The sequence below is a fragment of the Brevibacillus sp. YAE8 genome (genome assembly GCF_057543335.1).
On record NZ_BAAIYG010000001.1, the window covers coordinates 269,274 to 294,036 of the forward strand.

Annotated in this window: 8 protein-coding genes; all 8 read right to left on the minus strand. The window is 55.6% G+C overall.

Annotated features, from left to right (window positions below):
* Nucleotides 1-25: 25 nt before the first annotated feature.
* Entirely contained in the window at nucleotides 26-4,681 is a 4,656-nt protein-coding gene (locus tag AC27IT_RS00710) for a beta-ketoacyl synthase N-terminal-like domain-containing protein (RefSeq protein WP_487091478.1), read from the minus strand.
* Nucleotides 4,674-17,351: an amino acid adenylation domain-containing protein gene (locus tag AC27IT_RS00715; RefSeq protein WP_487091480.1), complete on the minus strand. Its 12,678-nt coding sequence runs from the start codon at nucleotides 17,349-17,351 to the stop codon at nucleotides 4,674-4,676. The genes AC27IT_RS00710 and AC27IT_RS00715 overlap by 8 nt, the downstream gene beginning before the upstream one ends.
* The gene (locus AC27IT_RS00720; protein WP_374993161.1) at nucleotides 17,348-18,508 is read right to left on the minus strand and encodes an acyl-CoA dehydrogenase family protein; all 1,161 of its coding nucleotides are present in this window, start codon (nucleotides 18,506-18,508) and stop codon (nucleotides 17,348-17,350) included. Before AC27IT_RS00720 ends, AC27IT_RS00715 begins: the two co-directional genes overlap by 4 nt.
* Nucleotides 18,509-18,555: 47 nt before the next feature.
* Nucleotides 18,556-19,248, minus strand: a complete 693-nt coding sequence (locus tag AC27IT_RS00725; protein WP_025847884.1) for an SAM-dependent methyltransferase — start codon at nucleotides 19,246-19,248, stop codon at nucleotides 18,556-18,558.
* A 9-nt stretch (nucleotides 19,249-19,257) separates the two neighbouring features.
* On the minus strand, nucleotides 19,258-19,509 hold the full coding sequence (locus tag AC27IT_RS00730) for an acyl carrier protein (protein WP_025847882.1): 252 nt from the start codon (nucleotides 19,507-19,509) through the stop codon (nucleotides 19,258-19,260).
* A 44-nt stretch (nucleotides 19,510-19,553) separates the two neighbouring features.
* Nucleotides 19,554-20,588, minus strand: coding sequence for an HAD-IIIC family phosphatase (locus tag AC27IT_RS00735; protein WP_035422716.1), 1,035 nt, complete (start codon nucleotides 20,586-20,588; stop codon nucleotides 19,554-19,556).
* Nucleotides 20,589-20,638: 50 nt separating this feature from the next.
* Nucleotides 20,639-21,526 (minus strand): 3-hydroxyacyl-CoA dehydrogenase family protein, encoded by an 888-nt coding sequence (locus tag AC27IT_RS00740; protein WP_025847878.1) that lies wholly within the window; start codon nucleotides 21,524-21,526, stop codon nucleotides 20,639-20,641.
* 129 nt (nucleotides 21,527-21,655) lie between these two features.
* Nucleotides 21,656-24,742, minus strand: coding sequence for a cyclic peptide export ABC transporter (locus tag AC27IT_RS00745; RefSeq protein ID WP_026557216.1), 3,087 nt, complete (start codon nucleotides 24,740-24,742; stop codon nucleotides 21,656-21,658).
* Nucleotides 24,743-24,763 lie beyond the last annotated feature (21 nt).

The following is a 24,763-nucleotide window of genomic DNA, read 5'->3' on the forward strand; positions in this document are numbered from 1 at the left end:
GGCCGTTTACATGCCCATCGTTGGCTTACTCTCTCTTTCTCAGCTCGGCTTGTCTGGCCAAAAGCTCCCTTCCGGCGACTTCCCGCTCCTTCTGCCTGTTTGCCTCGCCTGCATCGTCCGGCCCGGTTTCATCGGACTGGATGCTTTTCGCCAAGCTGGCAATCGTCGGATTGGCAAACAGGTCCACAATCGGGATTGGCTTCTGGAACTCTTCCTCCAAAAGCGATTTGATCCGAATCAACGTTAACGAAGTAGCGCCGAGTTCAAAAAAGTTGTCGTTTGTGCTGATCTCCTGAATCCCTAAAAATGTCTCCCAAATTTCGGCGATTCGTTGTTCGATCAAAGTGGACGGCTGTTCATACTCGACCATCGCGGAACTGCTTTTCCGTTTTTGCCGGGCGCTTTTCGGCATCGCGGCATCGGCCTTTTCCGCGGGCTGCTCCACGAAGCGAATCCACTGGTCCAGCCGCGCTTCCAAATCACCGGGGGAGTGCACGAGATGGTGGTAGCGGTCGACTGCCAATACTCTGCGGAGCGCCTCGATCCCTTCTTCCGGCGTCATAGCCAGGTCGCCGATGGAAGACTGGTACGCCGCCGCTTTTTCGCGGCTTTGCCATGCTTCCCAGTTAATCGTTTTCCACTTCACGCTGCGCTGCCTGTTTCGCTTGACCGTGTAGGCATCCATGAACACATTCGCCGCCGCATATGCCGCAAAGCCGTACCCACCGAGCACGGACGCTGTCGAGGACATCAGCAGACAAAAGTCAAGCGATGTTTGTTCCAACACTTGATCGAGGACGAGCACCCCGTCCATTTTCGGCTGAAAAATCGCCTGGCACAGCTCTTCGTCCAACTGGTCAAGCGCATGGAAAAACTGATCGCCCATGTTTGCTGCACAATGGAAGACGCCGTGAATCGCCCCGTGCGCCGCTGTGATTTTGGCTATCGTCTCAGACATTTGCAGGTAGTCATCGACTTGCGCCCGGTAAACTTCGATAGTCGCTCCTTGCCGCTCGGCTGCGATCAGCTCGCGGATGCGCATGCTGCGCGGGTCGTTTTCTCCGTGCTCCGCCAGCCACGCCTCCCACTCCTGCTTCAGCGGGAACGACCGTTGAACAATCGCAATCGTCGCCTGATAATGCTTGGCTAAATAGCTGCCGATCATCCAGCCGATCATGCCTGCTCCCCCGGTAATCACATATACACCGTTTTGGCGAAAAGGCTCTGTCACTTGCTCCGTCAGCTTGACGGGCTGATAGCACGGAACCCAGCGCTGGAAATGGCGATAAGCGACCAACCGATCTGTGGAAGTGGAAGCGTAAGCAAGCTCTTCCAGCAGCATCCGGGCAAGCTGTCTGGCAGCCCCCGCAGCTTCGATCTCGGCGGCCGAAATATCGACGGTTAGCTGGCGGATGTTTTGCATTTCTTGGGGAATGACATGGCCCAGCCCAATCAGCGGAGCGTGCTCCGGGAACAGTGTCTCCTGTCCGGTCACGGCCACCGCTTCATTCGTCACGACAGCCATGCGCACGCCTTTGTGCCTGTCCAGGCGCTGCAAGCCCCGGGCAATGTGCATCACGCTGTAAAAGCCTGTCTGCTGCGTTTTATGCAAGGCAAACACATCCAGCGGGGCGCTCGGATTTTGTCCGGCATTCCACAAATGAAGCACATGATCGACGCGCACGTTTTGCTCTGCCAGGCTGGCAAAAAGGCTGGCGTAGTCAGCGGGCGAATCGGGGTTGACCGTATATCGTTGACCGCCCGCGCCTTCCCCGGCAAATTCCGCGCCGCTGTAGACGGCGATCAGAGCCTGTCCGGCAGACGACAGCTCGCGAATCACTTCGTCGCTGAACGAATCGCGATTGGCGAAGACGAGATATGTCTGTTGCGCTGGCAGCTTGGCGACAGGCGGGCATACTTTTTGCTGCCAAAGCGGCACGTAAAACCAGTCCTCGATGTGCGGCTTCTTTTGCAGCTTCTTTTTCGCGGGCGGCTGCTTGTCGCGCAGCATGTGGAACGGATTGCCGTCCAGCCAATGATAGGCGCGCTCAAACGGATAGGTCGGCAAGGACAGCCGATTGCGCTTTTCCGACGCGTACAGCTTCGTCCAGTCGATGGTGTGGCCCGCTCCCCACAGTTGGCCCAAACGGGTCTGCAAGTAGTACAGGTCGTCTACTTTTTCCTGCGGGTTGCGAATGATATTGAGAATCGTATGTGCCGAGTCGCGGTGGACAAAATAGCGCAATAGCGCGCTCAAATTTCGGTCTGGCCCCACTTCGAGAAACGTCAGCGCGTCTTCTTCCTGCAAAATTCGCTGCAAGCCGCAGGCAAAACGGATCGGGTCGGTCAACTGTCTCGCCCAGTAGCCAGGGTCTGTTGCCTGCTCGGCCGTAATCCACTCCCCGGTCATGTTGGAAATAAACGGGATGTGCGGCGGGTGCAACGGAAATTTCCTTATCTCCTCCTCAAATGCCTGCCTGATCGGCTCCATTAAAGCGGAGTGCAGCGCATGGGCCGTGTCCAGGCGAATGCCGATCTGTTTTCGCGCCTTCAACTGTTCCTCAAACTGCTCCACCGCTTCTTTCGTTCCCCCGACTACGCACGACGGACCGTTGACGATGCACAGCGAGAGCGTATCCGGAAGCAATGGCAAAAGCTCTGCTTCTGTCAGCGGGACGCTCAGCATGGCCCCTTCCCCGGTCTCTTTGATAAGCTGGCCTCTGCGGATGATGACGCGAATGGCGTCTTCCAGCGCAAACACCCCTGCCAGGCAAGCGGCCGCAAACTCCCCGAAGCTATAGCCGATCATGGCAGCGGGCTTGACGCCGAGTTCTATCAAGTATTTGCCGAGAGCGTATTCGAAAAGGAAGACCACAAGCTGGCTGACGTCAATCTGCCTGATTTTTTGCCTCGCTTGCTCGTGATCTGCTTGCGGATAAAGCCACGCTTTGCCGGGCACATCGAGGTAACGGTCGAGTATCGCAAAGCAGTGATCGAGCTCTTTACGGAACAATGGCTCGGAGCGGTACAAGCCAAGCCCCATCTCGACGTACTGATTGCCAAGCCCCGGAAACAGGAAGACGATTTTTTTGTCCGCATGCTCGACAGTGCTTGTAAACAGCTTCCGCGAGCGCTTCCCTTTTTCGTTTCCAACCGACTGTAAAATCTCAGCCAGTTCATCCGCGTGGCTGGCGACGACAAACCGTCTGTGCTCGAATGCTTTTCTTCCAACCTGGAGCGTAAACGCCAGATCAGGCAAAGACACATCCGGATTTTGGCGGATGTAGTCGGCCAATTTCCGCGTAGACTGGTCCAGGGCGCTTTCGCTTTTGGCCGAAAGCAGGATGAGCTGCGAGGCTCTGCCCTTTGCGGACTTGGGCATGGGCGGGGCTTCTTCCAGGATGACATGCGCATTCGTGCCCCCAATCCCGAAGGAGCTTACCCCGGCCCGCAACGTGTCGTTGACGGTGGATAAATCGAACCGCTGGGCGCTCACGACAAAGGGCGAATCCGACAAGTCGATTTTCGGATTCAGCTTTTGAAAGTGCAACGTTGGCGGCAACAGTTTATGTTGCAGACTGAGCGTTGCCTTGATAAGCCCCGCCACCCCTGCTGCTGCATCGAGATGGCCGATGTTCGACTTGACCGAGCCGATCCGGCACACGCCTTCTGCGCTGGCAAAAGCGGTGCGCAATGCTTCCAGCTCGATCGGGTCGCCGAGAACAGTGCCTGTGCCGTGTGTTTCGACGAAGTGAATGTCGGCAAAATCTACTTCGGCCAGTTGCTGGGCCGCCTGGATCACTTCCGCTTGCCCTTCCACACTCGGAGCCGTGTAGGCGCTTTTCCGGTCCCCGTCGTTGTTGATCGCGGAGCCTTTGATGAGCGCATAAATGTGATCCCCGTCAGCGAATGCTTCTTCATAGCGCTTCAAAACGACAACCCCGGCTCCATTGCCTGGCACTGACCCCTGACTGTTTTCGTCAAACGGCTTGCAGTGTCCATCCGGTGACAAAATCATGCCCTCCTGATACTGATAGCCGGACTTCAACGGCAAAGAGACGCTGACACCCCCGGCCAGAGCAAGGTCGCACTCGCCGTTGAGCAATGCCTGCGCGGCAAGGTGGACGGCGACGAGCGATGTGGAGCACGCTGTGTTGACGGTGATGGAAGGCCCTTTCAAATTGAGCCGATGGGCGATCTGCATCGACATGAAATCTTTGTTCGCAAGCTGGTTGGCCGCAAACGGACCGAGCAGTTGGGCGCTCTCGGACAAAAACGCGAGGGACTGCCAGTACAGACTGCTGGCAGCTCCTGCGTACAGGCCGATCAACCCTGGATACGTGTCGGGGCAATAGCCCGCATCCTCCAGCGCTTCCCAGACGCATTCGTGAAAAATTCGAACTTGCGGGTCCATGACCTCGGCTTCAAGCGGTGAATAGTGAAAAAAGGAAGCGTCAAAATATTCGCTGTTCTCCAGGTAGCCTTTTGCCGGAACGTAGTCTGGACGGGCCACAAGCTCCGGGTCGATGCCGCTTTTTTCCAGCTCCTCGCGGGAGAAAAACGTGATGGCTTCTTTGCCATTGACCAGATTGCTCCAAAAGCCCGCGATGTCCGCCGCTCCCGGAAATCTTCCCGCCATGCCAATAATGGCAATTTCAAGTCCGTTTCGTTGTTTACTCATCCTTGTTTATCCCTTTTCTTTTTGATAATCGCTGTGATCGTTTCGCATTGCCCTGGGCCAACCGTTCTTTTCGCTCTGGTGCGGCAACGGCCTGCGCCTTGTCTGTGTGTGCCTTGTGGCTTGCGTAGGCCAGGAACGATTCGATGGTGCGATACCTGTACAGATTGGCGATCGAAATGTCCGGGTCAATCTGCTCCGTCAGCAGCTTGTGCAAATGGATGACGCTGAGCGAGTTGCCTCCGAGCTGGAAAAAGTCGTCCCGAATGCTGAGCTTCTCGATTTGCAGCACTTCTTTCCAGATCAGCGACAGTTGCTGCTCCAGCTCGGTTTTGGGCAGAACGGCTCTTTCTCTTTCCGTGCTGAGCGGCAGGCGGGCAAGCGCCTTTCTGTCTGTTTTTCCGCTGCTCGTAAGCGGCAGGGCTGCGAGTTGGCGGTAATGCACGGGAACCATGTACACAGGCAAATGCCGCTGCAAATACGCCTGCAACCGGGCTGGATCAATCGGTTCTGCGGCGCTGAAATAGGTGCAGAGCATCTTGTTCTCCGCCTGTGCTCCCTGGCTGACCACCGCCACTGTCTCAATCTGGTCCGAATAGGACTGGATCGCGGACTCGATTTCTCCCAGCTCAATCCGGAAGCCGCGCAGCTTGATCTGGGTGTCTTTTCTGCCCAAATAAGCGATGTTTCCATCTTCTAACCAGCGGGCGAGGTCGCCTGTAAAGTACAGCCGCTCTCCGGGAAGTAGCGGCAACTCCCTGAATGTTTCGGCCGTCAGCTCGGGGCGGTTGAGGTAGCCTTTTGCCACCTGGATGCCCGCGATGCACAGTTCTCCCGGCACGCCAATCGGCGCCAGGCCGCCTTCTTCTGTGATAATGTACAGGCGGGTATTTGCTACTGGCTTGCCGATTGGAATGAGCCGATCGGCTGCCTGGACTTCATAGGCGGTTACGTCAATCGACGCCTCGGTGGGGCCGTACAAGTTGTGCAGCTCTACTCCCGGCATTTTTCGGAAAAAGCGGTCCTTTACCTCGATGCTAAGCTCTTCGCCGCTGCATATGCAGCACTTGAGACGAGAAAAGGAAGCGTCGTCCGGCAAGATGTGGAGGAACGCTGCCAGCATGGACGGCACAAAGTGCAACGTCGTTATCTGCTGTTCGTCGATGAGGCGATAGAGGTACTCCGGGTCTTTTTCCCCGCCCGGCTTGGCGAAACACAGCACCCCACCGATCATGAGCGGCAAAAACAGCTCCCAGACGGAGACGTCAAACGTGTAGGTCGTCTTTTGCAGCACGACCTCGTTTTTGTCCATGCCGTAGTGCGCTGCCATCCAGCGCAAGCGGTTGGACATGCCGCCGTGCGTTAGCATGACTCCTTTTGGCTGGCCGGTGGAGCCGGATGTGTAGAGTACGTAGGCCAGGTCGTCTGGCAGAAGCGGTACGTCCGGGTTCGTGCGTTCATAGCTGGCGTACTGCGCTTCGTCTTCCAGATCGTAGACGGCAACGCCTGCAAAAGCCGCTTGATCGACCAAGCGGCTTTGACTGAGGACGGTGCGAATGCCGCTGTCTTCAAGCAAATACTGAATCCGCTCGGCTGGCGTGGCAGAGTCGATAGGTAAATAGGCTCCGCCTGCCTTTTCAATCGCCAACAGCCCGATTATCATTGCCACGGAACGCTCGGCCATGATGCCGACAATCTCGTTTTTCGCGCAGCCACGCTCAAGCAAGAACCGCGCTACCTGATTCGCCCGTTCGTTCAGCTCGCGATAAGTCAGCCTCTGTCCTTCGCACACGACTGCCAGTTCGTCGCCGCGCACACTTGCCTGCGCTTCGATGAGCGCCACCACGCTTTGGCTCCAGTCCTCGTCCACGTGCGTCTGGTTGAAGCCGTCCCGCAGCAGGCGTTCTTCCTCTGCGGAAATCAAGCAAATTTTCTTGATCCGCTTTTCCGGCGACTGCACAATCTCCTGGACGATTTGCATGTAATGTTGGCCCATCCGTTCCACTGTGGAGGCGGCAAACAGCGATGTCGCATACTCCAGCGCAAACCCGATCTGCCCTTGCTCTTCCCACGCTTGCAGCGTCAGGTCAAACTTGGCGATCCCGCTGTGAATGTCCTGGCGCTGCACGTCCAGCCCGCGAATGCGCAGTTGGCTGCGATCTCGTTGTTCCCACGCAAACATCGTGTCAAACAACGGGTTGCGGCTGAGATCCCTCTCTTTTTCCACCTGCTGCACCAGCTCTTCAAACGGGTACGTCTGGTGCTCAAACGCTTGCAGGCAATACGCTTTCAGCTCCTGCAAGTAGTCAAGTACCCGCTTTTCCCCTGCCGGATAGCTGCGCAGCGCCAATGTATTGACAAAAGCCCCGACCGTCTCTTCGGTTTCCGCGCCGATCCGGCCGCCAACCGGAGTTCCGACGATGATTTCCTGCTGCCCGCCGTATTTGGCTAGGAGGATGGAAAAGCAACCAAACAGCAGCATGTACGGGGTCAACTGCTGCGTGCGGCAAAACTCGCGGAGCGCAGCGGCTTGCTCGTCCGTCCAGACAAACCGCCTCAGGTCGCCAGCAAAATGCTTGATCGGCGGACGGCGGTAGTCGGTCGGCAAATCGAGCGTTTCGTAGCCGTCCTTGTACTGCTGCAGCCAGAAATCCGCTTCCGTTTGCCAATCGGCGGCGTCCCGGCTTTGTTGCCAGACGGCGAAGTCTTTGTACTGCCGCTTCGGCTCCGCCAGCGTCTGCCCGTCGTAATAAGCGAGGAAATCGCTGACCAGCCGTTCAATCGACAGCCCGTCGGAAATGATGTGGTGCATGTCGATCAACAAAACGTGGCGGTCAGTGCCTATACTCACCAGGCGAATCCGCAGCAAGGGCGCTTCGTGCAGCGAAAACGGGCGAATGAAGCCTGCTAGCGCTTCTTCTACGCTCGCGCCTGGCATCTCCCACCATTCCAGCGCAAAGGGCGGGGCTGTCGGAGTAGCCGAAGCACTCGGAACTGCCGAACCACTCGGAACAGCCTCAACCGCAACAATCTTCTGCACCAGCTCCTGCCCGTTCAACTCAAAATACGTCCGCAACGCCTCATGCCGTTGCAGCAACCCTGCGCACGCAACCTGCATCCGCTCCCGGTCGACCGTCCCTTGCAGCAAAAATACGCCCGGAATGTTGTAGGCCGTGCTCGTTTCGTCAAACTGCTGCAGCGCATACAGCCGTTTTTGCTGAGACGAAACCGGATAGTACGCCGCTTCCGCTGCTTTCGGGATGACGACGGCCGCCTGCGGCGCTTTTTGCCGAATGAGCGGCACCAGCTCCCGGATCGTCGGATGCGCGAACACCTCTTGCATCGTCAGTTGCATCTGGAAAGCGGCGGAAATTTTTGCTTTCAACACAATCGCAGCGAGCGAATTGCCTCCCAGCTCAAAAAAGTGAGTGCTAGAGGAAACCGTTTCGATGCCCAATGTCTCTTTGAAAATAGAAGCGAGAAGCTGTCCATCTTCCCCCGCCAACATTTCCGCGGCGGCCATGTCCACACCGTCGCTCGCCGTTATGCGTGGCAAAGCTTTTCTGTCGATCTTGCCGCTGGACGTATGCGGAAGCGCAGCGAGCTGCTGAAAGTGCACGGGAACCATGTAAGCGGGCAGTTGCCGCTGCAAATGTGCTTTCAGCTTGCCCGTATCCACCTTCTCCGTCGCGCTGAAATAGGTGCAGAGCATCTTGTTCTCCGCCTGTGCTCCCTGGCTGACCACCGCCACTGTCTCAATCTGGTCCGAATAGGACTGGATCGCCGACTCGATTTCTCCCAGCTCAATTCGGAAGCCGCGCAGCTTGATCTGGGTATCTTTTCTACCCAAATAGGCGATGTTTCCGTCTTCCAGCCAACGGGCGAGGTCGCCTGTGAAGTACAGCCGCTCTCCGGGAAGCAGCGGCAACTCCCTGAATGTTTCGGCCGTCAGCTCGGGGCGGTTGAGGTAGCCTTTTGCCACCTGGATGCCCGCGATGCACAGTTCTCCCGGCACGCCAATCGGCGCCAGGCCGCCTTCTTCTGTGATAATGTACAGACGGGTATTTGCTACTGGTTTGCCGATTGGAATGAGCCGATCGGCTGCCTGGACTTCATAGGCGGTCACGTCAATCGACGCCTCGGTGGGGCCGTACAAGTTGTGCAGCTCTACTCCCGGCATTTTTCGGAAAAAGCGGTCCTTTACCTCGATGCTAAGCTCTTCGCCGCTGCATATGCAGCGCTTGAGACGAGAAAAGGAAGCGTCGTCCGGCAAGGTGTGGAGGAACGCTGCCAGCATGGACGGCACAAAGTGCAACGTCGTTATCTGCTGTTCGTCGATGAGGCGATAGAGGTACTCCGGGTCTTTTTCCCCGCCCGGCTTGGCGAAACATAGCACCCCACCGATCATGAGCGGCAAAAACAGCTCCCAGACGGAGACGTCAAACGTGTAGGTCGTCTTTTGCAGCACGACCTCGTTTTCGTCCATGCCGTAATGCGCTGCCATCCAGCGCAAGCGGTTCGACATGCCGCCGTGCGTTAGCATGACTCCTTTTGGCTGGCCGGTGGAGCCGGATGTGTAGAGTACGTAGGCCAGGTCGTCTGGCAGAAGCGGTACGTCCGGGTTCGTGCGTTCATAGCTGGCGTACTGCGCTTCGTCTTCCAGATCGTAGACGGCAACGCCTGCAAAATCCGCTTGATCGACCAAGCGGCTTTGACTGAGGACGGTGCGAATGCCGCTGTCTTCAAACAAATACTGAATCCGCTCGGCTGGCGTGGCAGGGTCGATAGGCAAATAGGCTCCGCCTGCCTTTTCAATCGCCAACAGCCCGATTATCATTGCCACGGAGCGCTCTGCCATGATGCCGACGATCTCGTTTTTCTCGCAGCCACGCTCAAGCAAGAACCGCGCCACCTGATTCGCCCGTTCGTTCAGCTCGCGATAAGTCAGCCTCTGTCCTTCGCACACGACTGCCAACTCGTCGCCGCGCACGCTTGCCTGCGCTTCGATGAGCGCCACCACGCTTTGGCTCCAGTCCTCGTCCACGTGCGTCTGGTTGAAGCCGTCCCGCAGCAGGCGTTCTTCCGCTGCGGAAATCAAGCGAACCTCCTTGATCGGCTGTTCCGGCGACTGCACAATCTCCTGGACGATTTGCATGTAATGCTGGCCCATCCGCTCCACTGTGGAGGCGGCAAACAGCGATGTCGCATACTCCAGCGCAAACCCGATCTGCCCTTGCTCTTCCCACGCTTGCAGCGTCAGGTCGAACTTGGCGATCCCGCTGTGAATGTCCTGACGCTGCACGTCCAGCCCGCGAATGCGCAGTTGGCTGCGATCCCGTTGTTCCCACGCAAACATCGTGTCAAACAACGGGTTGCGGCTGAGGTCCCTTTCTTTTTCCACCTGCTGCACCAGCTCTTCAAACGGGTACGTCTGGTGCTCAAACGCTTGCAGGCAATACGCTTTCAGCTCCTGCAAGTAGTCAAGTACCCGCTTTTCCCCTGCCGGATAGCTGCGCAGCGCCAATGTATTGACAAAAGCCCCGACCGTCTCTTCGGTTTCCGCGCCGATCCGGCCGCCAACCGGAGTTCCGACGATGATTTCCTGCTGTCCGCTGTATTTGGCAAGGAGGATGGAAAAGCAACCAAACAGCAGCATGTACGGGGTCAACTGCTGCGTGCGGCAAAACTCGCGGAGCGCAGCGGCTTGCTCGTCCGTCCAGACAAACCGCCTCAGGTCGCCAGCAAAATGTTTGATCGGCGGACGGCGGTAGTCGGTCGGCAAATCGAGCGTTTCGTAGCCGTCCTTGTACTGCTGCAGCCAGAAATCCGCTTCCGTTTGCCAATCGGCGGCGTCCCGGCTTTGTTGCCAGACGGCGAAGTCTTTGTACTGCCGCTTCGGCTCCGCCAGCGTCTGCCCGTCGTAATAAGCGAGGAAATCGCTGACCAGCCGTTCAATCGACAGCCCGTCGGAAATGATGTGGTGCATGTCGATCAACAAAACGTGGCGGTCAGTGCCTATGCTCACCAAACGAATCCGCAGCAACGGCGCTTCGTGCAGCGCAAACGGACGAATGAAGCCTGCCAGCGCTTCTTCTACGCTCGCGCCGGGCATCTCCCGCCATTCCAGCGTAAAGGGCGCGGCTGTTGGAGTAGCCGAACCACTCGGAACAGCCTCAACCGCAACAATCTTCTGCACCAACTCCTGCCCATTCAACTCAAAATACGTCCGCAACGCCTCATGCCGTCGCAGCAAGCCTTCGCACGCAGCCTGCATCCGCTCCCGGTCGACAGCCCCTTGCAACAGGAACACGCCCGGAATGTTGTACGCCGTGCTCGTTTCGTCAAACTGCTGCAACGCATACAGCCGTTTTTGCTGGGACGAAACCGGATAGTACGCCGCTTCCGGCGCTTTCGGAATGACGACGGCCGCCTGCGGCGCTTTTTGCCGAATGAGCGGCACCAGCTCCCGGATCGTCGGATGCGCGAACACCTCTTGCATCGTCAGTTGCACCTGGAACGCATCGGCAAGCTTGGAAATAAACGAAACGACCTTGAGCGAGTCAAATCCCGCTTCAAACAAATCCTCGTCTTCCCCTACATTCGGCCCGCCGATGATCTCCCCGACTAACTGCGAGATCACGCTCCCCTCTTCGCTCGCAAACGTATGAACGACTGGAACCGACTCAACCGCTTGTCCAGCCGATCCCTCCTGCGAAGGCGAATGCGTGGACGTGGACGAGAGCGATGCCGAGGACTGTAGCGCTGCATTTGCCAACCGCTTGCCTCCCGCCCGTTTGCCAAGCTGGCTGGTGTCAAACCGAAACGCATGGTTCCAGTAGCGCTTTTTCTCAAACGGGTACCCCGGCAGTGAAACTCTTCTGCGCTGCTCACCGCCGTAAAACCGTTTCCAGTCCAGGTCGACTCCATACAGCCACAATTGCGCCACTGTCTTTACAAGCTGCTCGTCGTCCGCCACCTGCTTGCGTTCAACCCGGATCGTGTCGAGCAGCTTTTGCTTGCGCTCCGGACGCACAAAGCGCTGCGCAAGCATACATAAGTTTCGTCCCGGCCCGATCTCGATGAACAGCGTATGCTCCTTTTGCGCCAGCTTTTGCAACCCGGCGACAAAGCGGACAGGCTCGCGCAAATGGCGCACCCAGTAGCCGGGATCGGCCGCTTCCGCAGGCGCAACCGGATTGCCCGTCAAGCTGGAGACAAACGGAAGAGTGGGCTGCTGGAACGAAACATGGCGAACGCATTCGCTAAATTCGCTCAGCATCGCATCGAGCATGTTGGAATGCCCGGCATGGGAAATCGCGAGCCGCATGCTAATGACCTTTTGCGCCTTCAGCGTCGCTTCAAACCGGGCAATGTCCTCCTTGCTCCCGGAGACAATGCACGATTCCTCGTTCACGGCTGCAATCGACAGTTCGTGCGGCAGGATGGAAAGCAAAGCGCCTTCCGCCAAAGGAACCGTCAGCATGACGCCTTCCGGAAGCTTTTCCATGAGCCGGCCTCTGTGATAAGTCAAAAACAGGGCGTCTTCCAACGAGAAAACCCCGGCCAGGCACGCTGCGACATACTCGCCGATGCTGTACCCGATCATGTTCGCCGGAGCAACGCCCCACTCCATCAGCAACCAGGCCAACGAATACTCGATGGCAAAATGAAGCGGCTGGGAAACGCTCTGCCTGTGTATCTCCCGCGCTGCCCGATCGTCAGGCTGGTCAGGATACAAATAGCCCTGATAACGGACACCCGAAATTTTTTGCAAAATCGCGAAGCATTCATCCAGCTTCGCGCGGAAAAGCGGCTCGTGGCGGTACAGGTCCAAAGCCATATTCACGTATTCCGCGCCCTGGCCCGAAAACATGAACACAACCGCAGGCGTTTGCTCGGAGGCGACGTAATCCCATGATTTGCGGGAGTTTTTCTCGGTCAAAATTTCAATCGCCTCTCTCACCTCTGAGCAAAGCAAGACAGAGCGGTGCAAAAAACGTTTGCGCCCTACCTTCAACGTATAGGCGACATCGGCGAGCTGGATGCTGTCGTCGCGCTTGAACGTCTCGCGAATCCGCCCCTTCATCTCCTTCAACGCAGCCTCGCTGTGCGCGGACAGCGCGATCATTTGATACCGCCTGTTCGCGGGCGTCCCGATCGCTGGCGGCGCTTCCTCCAAAATCACATGAGCGTTGCTGCCCCCCTGCCCAAACGAGCTGACGCCTGCCCGCAGCGGAAACGTGTCTTCTTTTTGCAAATCGAGAAGCTGCGTATTGAGGTAAAACGGAGAATTTTCGAAATCAATCTGCGCATTGACCTCTTCACAATTGATCGTCGGCGGGATCATCCGGTTTTTGAGCGCGAGCGAGGTTTTCATCAGCCCGGCAATCCCTGCCGCCGCTTCCAGATGCCCGATATTTGTTTTGACGGAGCCGATCCCGCAGTAATTTTTCTTGTCCGTATCGAAGGCCAGTTTCAGCCCTTCGATTTCGACCGGATCGCCCAATGCCGTTCCCGTCCCGTGCGCTTCGACATAATGAATCTGCGCAGCTCCGATCCCGGACCGTTCGATCGCTTTCTGAATGACCGCCGCCTGTCCTTCCGCGCTCGGAGCCGAATAGCCCACTTTGCGGTTTCCGTCGTTATTGACCGCCGTCGACTTCAAAACGGAGTAAATATGATCGCCGTCTGCCAGCGCATCCTTGAGACGTTTTAGCACGACAAGCCCGACGCCGTTTCCGGTGACAGTCCCGGTCGCTTTTTTGTCAAAGGCGCGGCAATGGCCGTCCTTGGATAAAACCATTCCTTCCTGGTGGACGTATCCGGCTTCATCGAGCAAAGTAACGGCAGCCGCCCCGGCAATGGCGATGTCACAGTCGCCAAACAGCAAGTCTTTGTAAGCCCGGTCAATCGCCACGAGCGAGGTGGAACAAGCTGCCTGGACAGTGATCGCCGGCCCGCGCAAATTCATCCGGTACGCGATCAGCGTCGCAAACGAGTTGCTGTTGACGTGATAAATTTGATATTGCTCGGAGGCGTACAGCGACGGGGAAAACGTCTCCGGCACCCAGTAAATATTGTAGGCGGAGCCGACGTACAGACCGATGGAGCCCGGATACGCTTCCGGCTCGTATCCCGCATCTTCCAGGGCGTGCCACGCGCACTCGTGCAACAAGCGAATTTGCGGGTCCATCCACTCGGCTTCCGCTACGGTATAGCCGAAGAAATCGGCGTCGAAGCAATCGATGTCGTCGAGTTTTCCTTTCGCCTTGACGTAATGCGGGTTATTCCACAGCTCGCGATCGATGCCGAGCACCTGCATTTCGTCATCGGTGTAAAACTTGATCGCCTCACTGCCGCTGACGAGATTGCGCCAAAACTGCTCCTTGTCAGCCGCTCCCGGAAAACGCCCCGCCATTCCGATGATCGCGACATCCGTGTCTTGAATGTCCACGGCGCGAAGCTTGGCCGCTTTGGGCTTTTCGGCTGGAGGCTTGGCAGTGCGGCTCTCCCCTGTTGCTTTGGCGTGGAAGTAGTTCGCCAATTCGTGAACGGTCGGATAGGTGAAAATCGTCTGGACCGGGACGACCGTGTTCATTTCGGCTTTCAGTTCATTGCACAAGGCAATGACGTTGATCGAATCGCCGCCGACATCAAAAAACCGATCGTGTATCCCTACCCGCTCGATGTTCAGCACTTTTTTCCATGCGTCCGCGATCTTCGCTTCCAGCTTGCTTTTCGGCTCGACGGTACTTGCCAAAAAATGCAGCGGCTCTTTTTGCATCTGCACCAACGCTTTGCGATCCACCTTCAAATTGCGGGTGTACGGAACGGCCTGTATCCGGTAGCAAGCAGCCGGAATCGCGTAATGAGGCAGCCGGGTCTTGAGAAAATCTTTGCAAGCCGTCCAGTTGAAGCTGCTGTCGACCACCGCGTAGGCAGCCAGCGCTGACTCGTTCTTTTCTTTTGTTTCGAGGACGACGACATCTTGGACCGGGGGAAAATCTTTCAGGGCGCTTTCCACCTCGGCAAGCTCTATGCGATGTCCGCGAATTTTGACCTGGTCGTCTTTTCGCCCGATAAACTGCAAGGTGCCATCCGGCAGCCAATAGGCGTAATCACCCGTACAGTATAGCCGCTCCCCAGGCTGAAACGGATTCGCTATGAACTTTTCCGCAGTGAGCAGCGGATTGTTCAAGTAGCCTTTTCCCAGCCCTTTTCCGAAGATGCACACCTCCCCCGGATAGCCGGGCGGGCGCAGCGTTTTCTCATTCGACAAAATGTAGATGCCGACATTGGCTAGCGGCTTGCCGATGCAAATCGTCTCTTCCAGCCGCTGGATCGTCGACCATACTGTCGTTTCGGTCGGGCCGTACACATTGTAAATGGATTGCTTCACGATCGCCCGCAACGCTTTGTACAACGCTTCCGGCAATGCTTCTCCGCCGATCAAAATCTTCTGCAGTTGTTGCAGGCTCCCGGCACGCGCTGATTGCACAAGCAGCTTCATCCGCGACGGCGTCGCCTGAAGAATCGTTACCCCTTCGGCTTCGATCAGTTTCATGATCTCTTCCGGGTCCTTGAGCACCGCGTCGCTTGCCAGGGCCATTTTCATTCCCCAGCAGAGCGGCGCCAACGACTCCAGCACGAAAATATCAAACGAATACGTTGCGAGCGCAAGTACGGTCTGCTCAGGCTCAAAGCCGATTTCCCGTTCCATGGCGTACAGAAAATTCACGACGTTTTCATGCGAAATCATGACCCCTTTGGGCACTCCGGTCGAGCCGGACGTATAGATCACATAAGCCAGATCGCCCGGAGTTGCGGGACTGGCGGCCAGTTCCCGCGCGTGTTGCTGTATGTCAGAGAGACTGTACTCGGCTTCGCTGTCTGCCTGATCCATGCACACAACGGTTTCAAATGGCGGGCACTTGGCCTTCAGCTCAGCCAGCACCCCCGTAAATTTCCCGACGGATACGACCACTTCGGCACAAGCGTCGGCAAGCATCGTCGAGCAGCGATCCAGCGGCAGCGTCGGCTCCAGCGGCAAGTAGGCGCCGCCGGATTTTAAAATGCCGAGCAGCGCAATCACCAGCTCCGGTCGCCTGTCCATGTACAGTCCCACGACCTGGTTGGGTTGCACGCCCGCCTCCCGCAACAAATTCGCCAACTGGTTCGCCTGTTCATGAATCTGCCGATACGTGAGCGCGCGGCCTTCGCAGGTCAGGGCGATGCGATCAGGCGTTCTCTCCACCTGTTCCGCGAATAGCTGATGAAGGGTTTTCCCCGCAGGCAACGCGACTTGCGTATCCACCCATTCCGCCAGCAGCTTCTGCTTTTCTGCGGGAAACAAAAAGTCAACTGCGCGAATCGTTGCGAGCGGCTGCTCCACGAGACATGACAGTATCATTTTGTAGCGCGCGCACAGCTCCTCCACAAACGCTTCGCTATAGACGCGGCTGTCGTAGTCGACCACAAGCTCGATCGTCTCCCACAGCGTGATGAAGATCGTGAGCGGATAATTGGTTTCTTCTCTATATGAAAAGGAATCGATAACGAAATTCCGATTATTCGAATGCGATTGAAGCGGATAATTTTCAATGACGAGTACCGTATCAAACAGCTCTTTTTCAAAAGGCAGTCCACTGTATTTTTTGATGTCCCGCAACGGAGTGGAGCCATAATGCTTGCGGGCATTCATGGAAGCAAACACACGCTCCAAAAATGCCTGGAGAGTTTCATCCGGGTCGACCGCCAAGCGAAGCGGCAGCGTGTTGATGAACAAGCCCACGATCTCGTCAATCCCATCGAAAGACTCTTCTCTCCCCGAGACGGTCGTTCCGAATACGACGTCTTTGCCGTCTGCATAAAAATAGTGCAGCAACGCCCATGCCCCGTACAGGTAGCAACTTATCGAATGCTTTCCCTGGCGCTTGATTTCCGCGTGAAGAGATTGCGGGATGTCCAGGCGGGCCTGTTTTTTCTTTGCAGCGTGCTTGCTTGCGCGAGCGTGGTTGGCCGGGATGATCTCTTGCAGCCAGACCGGATTCACTTCTTGCAGGTAGGTCGTCCAAAATGTTTCTTGCTCTGTCTTGTCTTTTTGCTTGATCGCCTTGATAAAATCCTTGAATTTTCGTTTCGCCGGAACGGTCGGCTGGCGATGCTCCAGCAGTTGCTGGTACGCTTCCATAAATTCAGCGAGCAGAATGCCCGTGCTCCACCCGTCGAACAAAATATGGTGATGACTCAAAATCAGTTGGTAGTCCTCGTCGCCCAATTTGTACAGGCTGACGCGAAATGCGCCTTCGCGCAGATCGAACTTGTCGGCCCGATCTTCGTCCAGCAGCTTGTCCACATAGGCGTCGCGGTCCGCTGGCGCTTGCGCGGATGCGTCGACATAGCGCAAAAAGTCCGGCAGCTCTTTGAGGATGAGGAGAAGAGGCGCTTTGACCCCTTCCCATCGAAAAACGGCACGCAGCATCTCGTTGACGGAGACGACGTGCCGCCATGCCTGTTGAAACGCAGCGAGATGGACAGCCGAGGAAACATGCAAGCTGATTTGCTCAAAGTAGAGGGAGCTGTCCGGGTCTTTCAAATAATGAAACAGCATCCCTTCTTGCATCGGACTGAGAGATAGGATGTCGCTGACTTGATTGGCATCTATTTTTTTCATACTTCCGTAATCCTTTTTGGCTGATAGTAGCGGTTCGCCCCGTGCATGGCGATGATTTGCTGCTGAATTTGCGAAGAGCCTTCAATGATCTCCAAAATCTTCGCCTCGCGAAAAAGCCGCTCGACCGGATACAAATCGCAGCAGCCGTTCGCGCCGAGCACCTGAACGGCATCGGCGGCAACTTTGTTGGCTGCTACCGAGGAAAAATATTTCGCCATCGTCGTTTGCACAATTGCGTCCGGATGGTTTTCGGCGCGCATGCGCGCGGCTTCCCGACAGAGCGAGCGGGCGGCATGAACGTTCGTCACGGCGTCGCCGATGATGCCTTTAATCAGTTGGAAGTTGAAAATTTTTTGCCCGGACTGGCTTCTTTTGCGCGCGTAGGTGACCATCACTTCCAGCGCCTCCTGCGCCAGCCCGACGCCCATCCAGGCGACATTAAACCGCCCCTGGTCGAGCGCGAAGTTGGCAATTCCCGTAAAGCCCATGCCTTCCTTGCCGATCAGCTTCTCCACGCCGACTTCCACATCGTCCAGCTCAATATCGGCAAGCTGGGAAGCGGCGCACGAAAGCAGCCCTTCTATTTTGCGGACGTGGACACCTTCTTGCTCGCGGTCGACGAGAAAAGCACTGACGCCGTTCGTCGCCGGATCGCTGGCAATGACGATAAAAAAGTCGGCGATCTCGCCAAACGAAATCCACTTTTTGCGCCCGCTGATCCGGTATTTGTCGCCTGCTTTTTCGTAGGAGGTTTTCACGTCTTTGGCGCCGCTGCCCACTCCCGGTTCGGTCAACGCAAAGGCGCCGATCTTCTCGCCCCGGGCGATCGGCCATACGTACTGTTCTTTTTGGTAGTCGCTGCCCCAGCGGATGAGCGTTTCGCCTACAAGCCCGGTCGTCACGGTCAAAAGCATCGCGGCAGACAGGGCGCCTTTGCCGATCTCTTCGACCAGACTGCCGTATTCCAGCGGGTGCAACTGCAAGCCCCCGTACTGGGCCGGGAAGCTCGCAGCCAGGTAGCGCCTGTCGCCCATTTTTTGGACAAGCGCGCGGGAAAGCGCTTTTTGTTTTTCAAATTCGGCCGCAAACGGCCTGATTTCTTCTGCTGCAAACTGTCTTACTTCATCGAGAATGCTATGTGGGCTTGTTATCGTCATATTCATTCAATCCCCATCATTCAAAATGTGCTCCTGCCTACGCTTGCTCATTTGCATAAGATCGTCAAAAAATCGTAGACATAGCCTTGGCTGACTTCTGCGCGAATCGGCTGCAAACCGCTGGCTCTGAGCTGCTCCAAAGCGGTTTTTTTGGTCAACAGCTCCCGGTACCCCAGGTTGATTTCGGGATGGACCTCGTAATAGGCACGCGTCAAAAAACTATCCATGGGAACGATCAAAATCAAATGTCCATCTTCCTTGCAAAATTGTTTATGTACGGACAAGATTTCGGCCTTCTCTTTAAAATGTTCAATCAAGCCAAAGCTGCACACGAGGTCGAACGTCTCTGCCAGCTCCAACGTGAACAAGTCTTGCAGCAGGTACGTAATCCGCTCCGCATGGTTATGGGCGATTTGCTGATAGGCGTCGAAGGAGGTTTGGCAATTATCGACCAATACCCCGCTTCCTTGGTACATCGTCAGCAACAGCCGCGTCAAAAACCCGGTCCCCGCCCCAAGCTCCAGCACGCTTGGTTCGGGCTTGACCGGAACGTCCCGCAGCAGCTTGCGCAGCACGTCACCCAGCACCAGGCCGAGCAAGTGGGCATTTTCACGCAATAGCTGCCGGACGTTGTGAAAATAGAGCTGCCCGTCGAGACTGGGCGTCTCCCCTTTGTTAATTGTCGTAAAATACTCCGTCCAATTGAAATCCGCGCTTGTATTTTTCGTCGTGTAAATCATCTGCGCCACTCATTTGTACACCGATTTGGACTGGATGAAATTCACGATGTTGTCGATCGTATTGAAGTTGGAAATTTCCATTTCGTCGCTTTCAATCGTCATCTGAAACTCGCTTTCGATGAACGTGACGAGCTTCATCGCGAACAAGGAATTGACGAAGCCAAGCTCAAAAATATTGTCGGCATTGCCAAATTCCACTTCGTCGTCGAACACAACGAGATTGGCCAAAATAAAGTCGCGAATTTGTTGGTGAAGTTGCATGAGTAAACTCTCCTTTTTTGGGTTGCTTTTTGGTTAGATCGTCATTACAAAACGAGCACTTCAATGTAAGGCGGGAATTTTTGAATCTGGGTCAAATCGTTTTCCAAAATGACAAAACCGTCTTCTTCTTTGGAAACTTCCTTGAAGTTGGAAAACCGATAGGAGACGTACATCATTTTGTTTCGTTCCGTATTTTTAAAGTCGGCCAGCAATCGCTTGCCTTCTTGCCTGGCTTGTTGCATGATGTGCGTCAGCAATACGGTGCCGACACCCCGCGAAATGACCCGGCATGACATGATGAGCAATTTGATATGCCAATGCGTCTCGTTCATTTCGACCAGGGCGATTCCGATTTTTCCGTAGGAGCCGTATTTGTCGGTCAGCTCGCACACGTACAGCTTGTGGTCGGGCGAATGGCGGAAATAGTTCAGCTCGTCGTAGCTGTAAATCCGCCCCGTCGAGTTCAACTGATTGGTGCGCACCGTAAGCTCCTCCGCGCGTTTCAAGCAATCCTCCTGCGCCTCGCTGATAATGAACTTCATGTCCAACGTTTTCAAAAACTCTTCGCTCGTTCCGGTGAACGACTCTTCCTCCTGCTGCCGCTCCATGTCCTGCAAATACATGAGCCGCCGTTTTTTCGAGTCCTCCGTAATAAAAGCCGGAATCAGCGAAGGATGGGTCAGCAGCTCGGTATAGCGCCCGGCGTGCAGGCAGTTAACCGAATCGTGCACGCTTTTTACTTCATCCAGTTCAAAAGGCTGGTCATCAATGAACAAAAGCGTGTCCATCCCGATGTTGATCGCCTGCTGGATCGCCCCGACGGACTTGGACTTCGGCTCCCAATGAATTTGCGGGTACAGAAAATAGTGGTCGATGCCGAACTCTTTCAGCTTGCGCATCGCGTCATCGTAATTGTTTTTGCTCGCGACCGATTGCAAAATGCCGCGCTGGTCAAGCTGCTCCATGATTTCCTTGACTTGCGGATAGAGGGCAACCTCGTCCCCTTCTGACAGCACGCCGTTCCAGACCGTGTTGTCCAAATCCCAGACGACACATTTAATCCCGTTTTTCAGCTCCATTTGCATGTTCCTTTACATGAAATTTTGACCGACTTCGCCCGGCATACCGCTTACCGGGCACTGCGCGCCAACGGGGACGCAGCCGTATAATCGAAAAACCCTTTGCCGCTTTTCTTGCCGAGCAGTCCGGCGTCAACCATTTTGACCAGCAGCGGGCACGGGCGATACTTCGGATCGTTGAAGCTTTCGTAGAGTACTTCAATCGAGTGCAAAATCGTATCCAGTCCGATTAAGTCCGCAGTAGCCAGCGGCCCCATTTTATGGCTGAACCCCAAGCGGAATATTTTGTCGAGGTCCTGCGGCGTCGCCACCTGATCGTGAATCGCCCAAATACATTCGTTAATCATCAGCATCAGCACGCGGTTGGTGACAAAGCCGGGCGAATCGTTGACCAGCACCGGCTTTTTGTCGGCCGATTTCAAAAAGCCCTTGATTTTCTCGATCGTTTGCTCGGACGTATAGTAGCCGCGGATGATCTCGACCATTTGCTTGAGCGGCACCGGATTCATGAAGTGCATCCCGATGACATTTTCCGGCTTGGGCATGAGCGAGCCGACCTTTGTAATGGAAATGCAGCTTGTATTGACGCCGTAAATCGTGTCTTCCGGGCAATGTTGTCGCAGCTTTAGGTAAACTTGCTTCTTGGCCTCCCAATTTTCGGTGATGTTTTCAATCACGAACGGCACGGCCGAAAAATCGTCGTACGCAGTGGTGAACTGCACATGGTCAAGCACCTGCTCGATGTCTTTTAGCGGAATCTCTTTTTTCATCAGCTTGACCAGCTTGAAATCTTCCCGCATTTTCTTTTTCGCGTTTTCCAAAATGGCGGGATGCAAGTCTTTCAAAATGACGCGGTATCCGTGGCTCGCCAGGTCCAGAGCCAAATCCGATCCCATGACCCCGGCGCCGATAATGCCAATCGTTTCGAATGTATTCATCTTTAGCCATCATCCTTTTTTTCGTAGTAGACCGTGCAACGAACTCGTCCGCTCCTATCGCTTCCCGATTTTTTTCGCTCTGCCGCCTCCCCTCCTCTCCCTTTTTACGCAGAGATTCTCTATGGTTGGCTACGCATGCTGTCTCACTTGTGCATGAGCGAGCTGACCGACTTCCATTTTCAAAAGCTGGTCGGCCACATGGAAATACCTGTCGTCATGCGTAATCGCGATGACGCACTTGCCTTTTTGCTTCATCTCCGGAATGAGTGTATTGTAAAAATATTCTCGAAACTCAGGGTCCTGATCGGCCGCCCATTCGTCAAAGAAATAGATCGGCCGCTCCTCCATGCAACTGACGAGCAAGGCCAGCCGTTTTCTTTGACCCGTTGACAGGTTGACCGTGCTAAAGCCGCCATTCTGGATATGCAGCTTCTCTTCCATGCCGAGCTTGCGCAAATAGTCCTGGATTTCTTGTTCTTTCTGCTTGACGTCGATGCCGTACAGCTTCTCGAACAGGTGAAAATCGCTGAAAATGGCGGCAAAGTGCTGCCCCAGGTCTTCCGGGCGCTGGCCGTTCAGCAAAATTTCGCCCCGGTCAGGCTTGTACAGCCCCACCAGCAGTTTCCCCAACGTCGATTTTCCGCTCCCGTTTCCGCCCGTAATGAACGTGACCTGGCCGGAGTGGACGCGCAAATTGACCGGACCGACGGTAAATGGCTCGCCCTCTGCGTTTTTGTAATGGTATTCAACCGCCCTGGCCTCCAAATGGATGCCCTCCTCGCCGTGAGCTGCCGCTGTCGTTTGCCCGTCCTCTGTTTTCGCGCCGGGTTCCAACTGTCTCGACAGTTCGTTCAACCGATTCCAGCTAATCCGCACGCGAATGAAGTTGGGGATCGCATCCAACACGCCATGCACCGGGCCTGTCATGTACAGGAACACAAAAATGTAGGCGCGCAAGGAACTGTTGGCAATATCCGTAAAGACGACAGGAAAAATAAACGCAACGACCCCGATCACGAAGGTGAACAGCAGCTCGCCCATCACAAACACATTGGCGAAGCTCAAATCCCCCTGAATCCGTTTGATCCGGTACGTGTCGCAGCTTTGCTGCAGCTCCTGCTGGAACTGCCCTTTTTTTCCCTGGTGGATGCTCAGCTCCTTGAAGCCGCCAATCATGTGGTTGATGAACTTGAAAAACGCGTTTTGAATGTCCCGCGTTTCTTCCCAGACGCGATTGGCGTACCGACCGGCGAGAAAATAAAGCCCGGCAGCGGCCAAAATCACGGCAATGGAAATGAGCAGGCCGTACAGGTTGACCATGCCCAAATAAATGAAGCAGCACAGCAGCGTCACCAGGCTGGTAACCCCGAAAATCAGGATGTTGGACACGCCGCTGATCGTTTCCGTATCGTTGTTCAACACGGAGTAGATGCGCTCTTTTTCGATCGCTTCAATGTTTTGGTACGGAGAGTTGAGGATTTTGCCAATCAGCTCTGTTCGCTTCTGGAACACCATCTCGTTCGTGATCGTAATCAGCTTGGCTCTGACCAGCCTTTGTCCGAACACATAGATGAGAATGCCCATCACAAAAAAGGAAAACAAGCCGCCCTGAAAACGGTCGGTATGGTTGAGCGCCTCGTTAATGATGAAAATAATCAGCGCGTTGCCCAGTCCGCTGACCGTACTGAGGACGATGACGGGAAAAAAGGTGCGGTCATTCGCTTTTGGAAACACGACCGTCAGCCAGTAGTAGACGGAAAACAGCACAATTCCGACAAACAAACTAAGAATGGCGATGCTAAAGCTTGAAGGCGCCCAGACGTCGACGAAGCTCCAGGACAGCCCATCAAACAAAACGGCGGGAATTTGCCACAAACAGTATCCGCACAGCCCCAGACAGACGAGCAGCAGCGCAAACCGATACGCGTTTTTCACAAGCCCTGCGGATGGACGCCGCTGTTTGCGGGCGATTTCGCCGAGAGCCTTGGCGGCAAACCAGGCGGTAAGTGCAATCAACGGAAGCGCGATGCACAAAATGACAACCGCCACCTTGTCGACGCTGCTGTAAAGGTCGGAAACGTTTTCCGGCGGCTGCTTGTTTTGCAACATGTCCATGATTCCCTGGCCCATCGCCTGCGTATGAGCCGAGTTGATGTTGGTCAATACCGCAACCCCCAACTGATCGCCAGGGCGAATGACGACCGAGGAAGAGTAATTCGGGTTGCTTCCGCCATGGGACAGTTCGCCGCTGCCTTTTTGGTAGACGAACCAGCCAGCCGCATACGAGGAACCATCACTGCCCGGAAAAACGGACCGATCCGGCTGATGCGACCGCCCAATCAGCTCGCTACTCACCTGTTCTTCCGCTACCGCGCCAAGCTGCCGTTTCAGCCAGAGCGCCATATCCTCGCTATTGGAAATGATGTATCCGGCTGGCGTATTGCCCCGATACACGGGAGCTTCGTATTCTCGCGCCCCCAAAAAGCCGATCTTATAGCCTTTGGCCATCCCCTGCTGCTGTGCTTCCTGCCGGAACAGGTAGGAATGCTGCATGCCAAGCGGCGTCAGCACGTTGTCTTTTGCATATTGTTCAAAAGACATGCCCGTCACTTTTTCGACGACCAATCCGAGGACATCGTAGTTGATAGACGCATAGAGGAATCGTTCTCCCGGAGGAAAATCAAGCGTCTGCCCTAGCGCTGTCCTCACTGTACGCTCCAGCGCGTCTGCCTCTTCGCCTGCCGGAATTTCGCCAATCGAGCGGAACGGGATTCCGCTCGTATGGTGGAGCAATTGCGCCAACGTAATAGGCGGCGTATTTCCTGCGGCATCTTTCATCTGAAACCACGGGAGATACTTTTGCACCGGGTCTTGCAAGCTGAGCCGCCCTTGTTCCTCCAACGTCAGGACAGCCAGACCCGTAAACGCCTTGCTGGTAGAGCCAAGCTCAAACAGCGTTTGCGGCGTCACCGGGCTTTGCGCGGCCACATCCGCATAGCCAAACCCGCGGTTGTAGACCGTCTCTTCACCTTTTACAATGACGACAGAAGCGCCGGGAATTTTGCCGTCCTGCATTTTTTGTGCGATCCACGCTTCGATCGCTGCGATTTTTTCTGCGCCCAGACTGGTTGCTGCCGCTGTTTCCGCCTGTAATTTCCAGGGAAAAGTCATGGTGAGCAGAAGCAGGACAAGCCATGCCGCGATTCCTTTTCTCATAAACGTACCCTCTCATCCCGA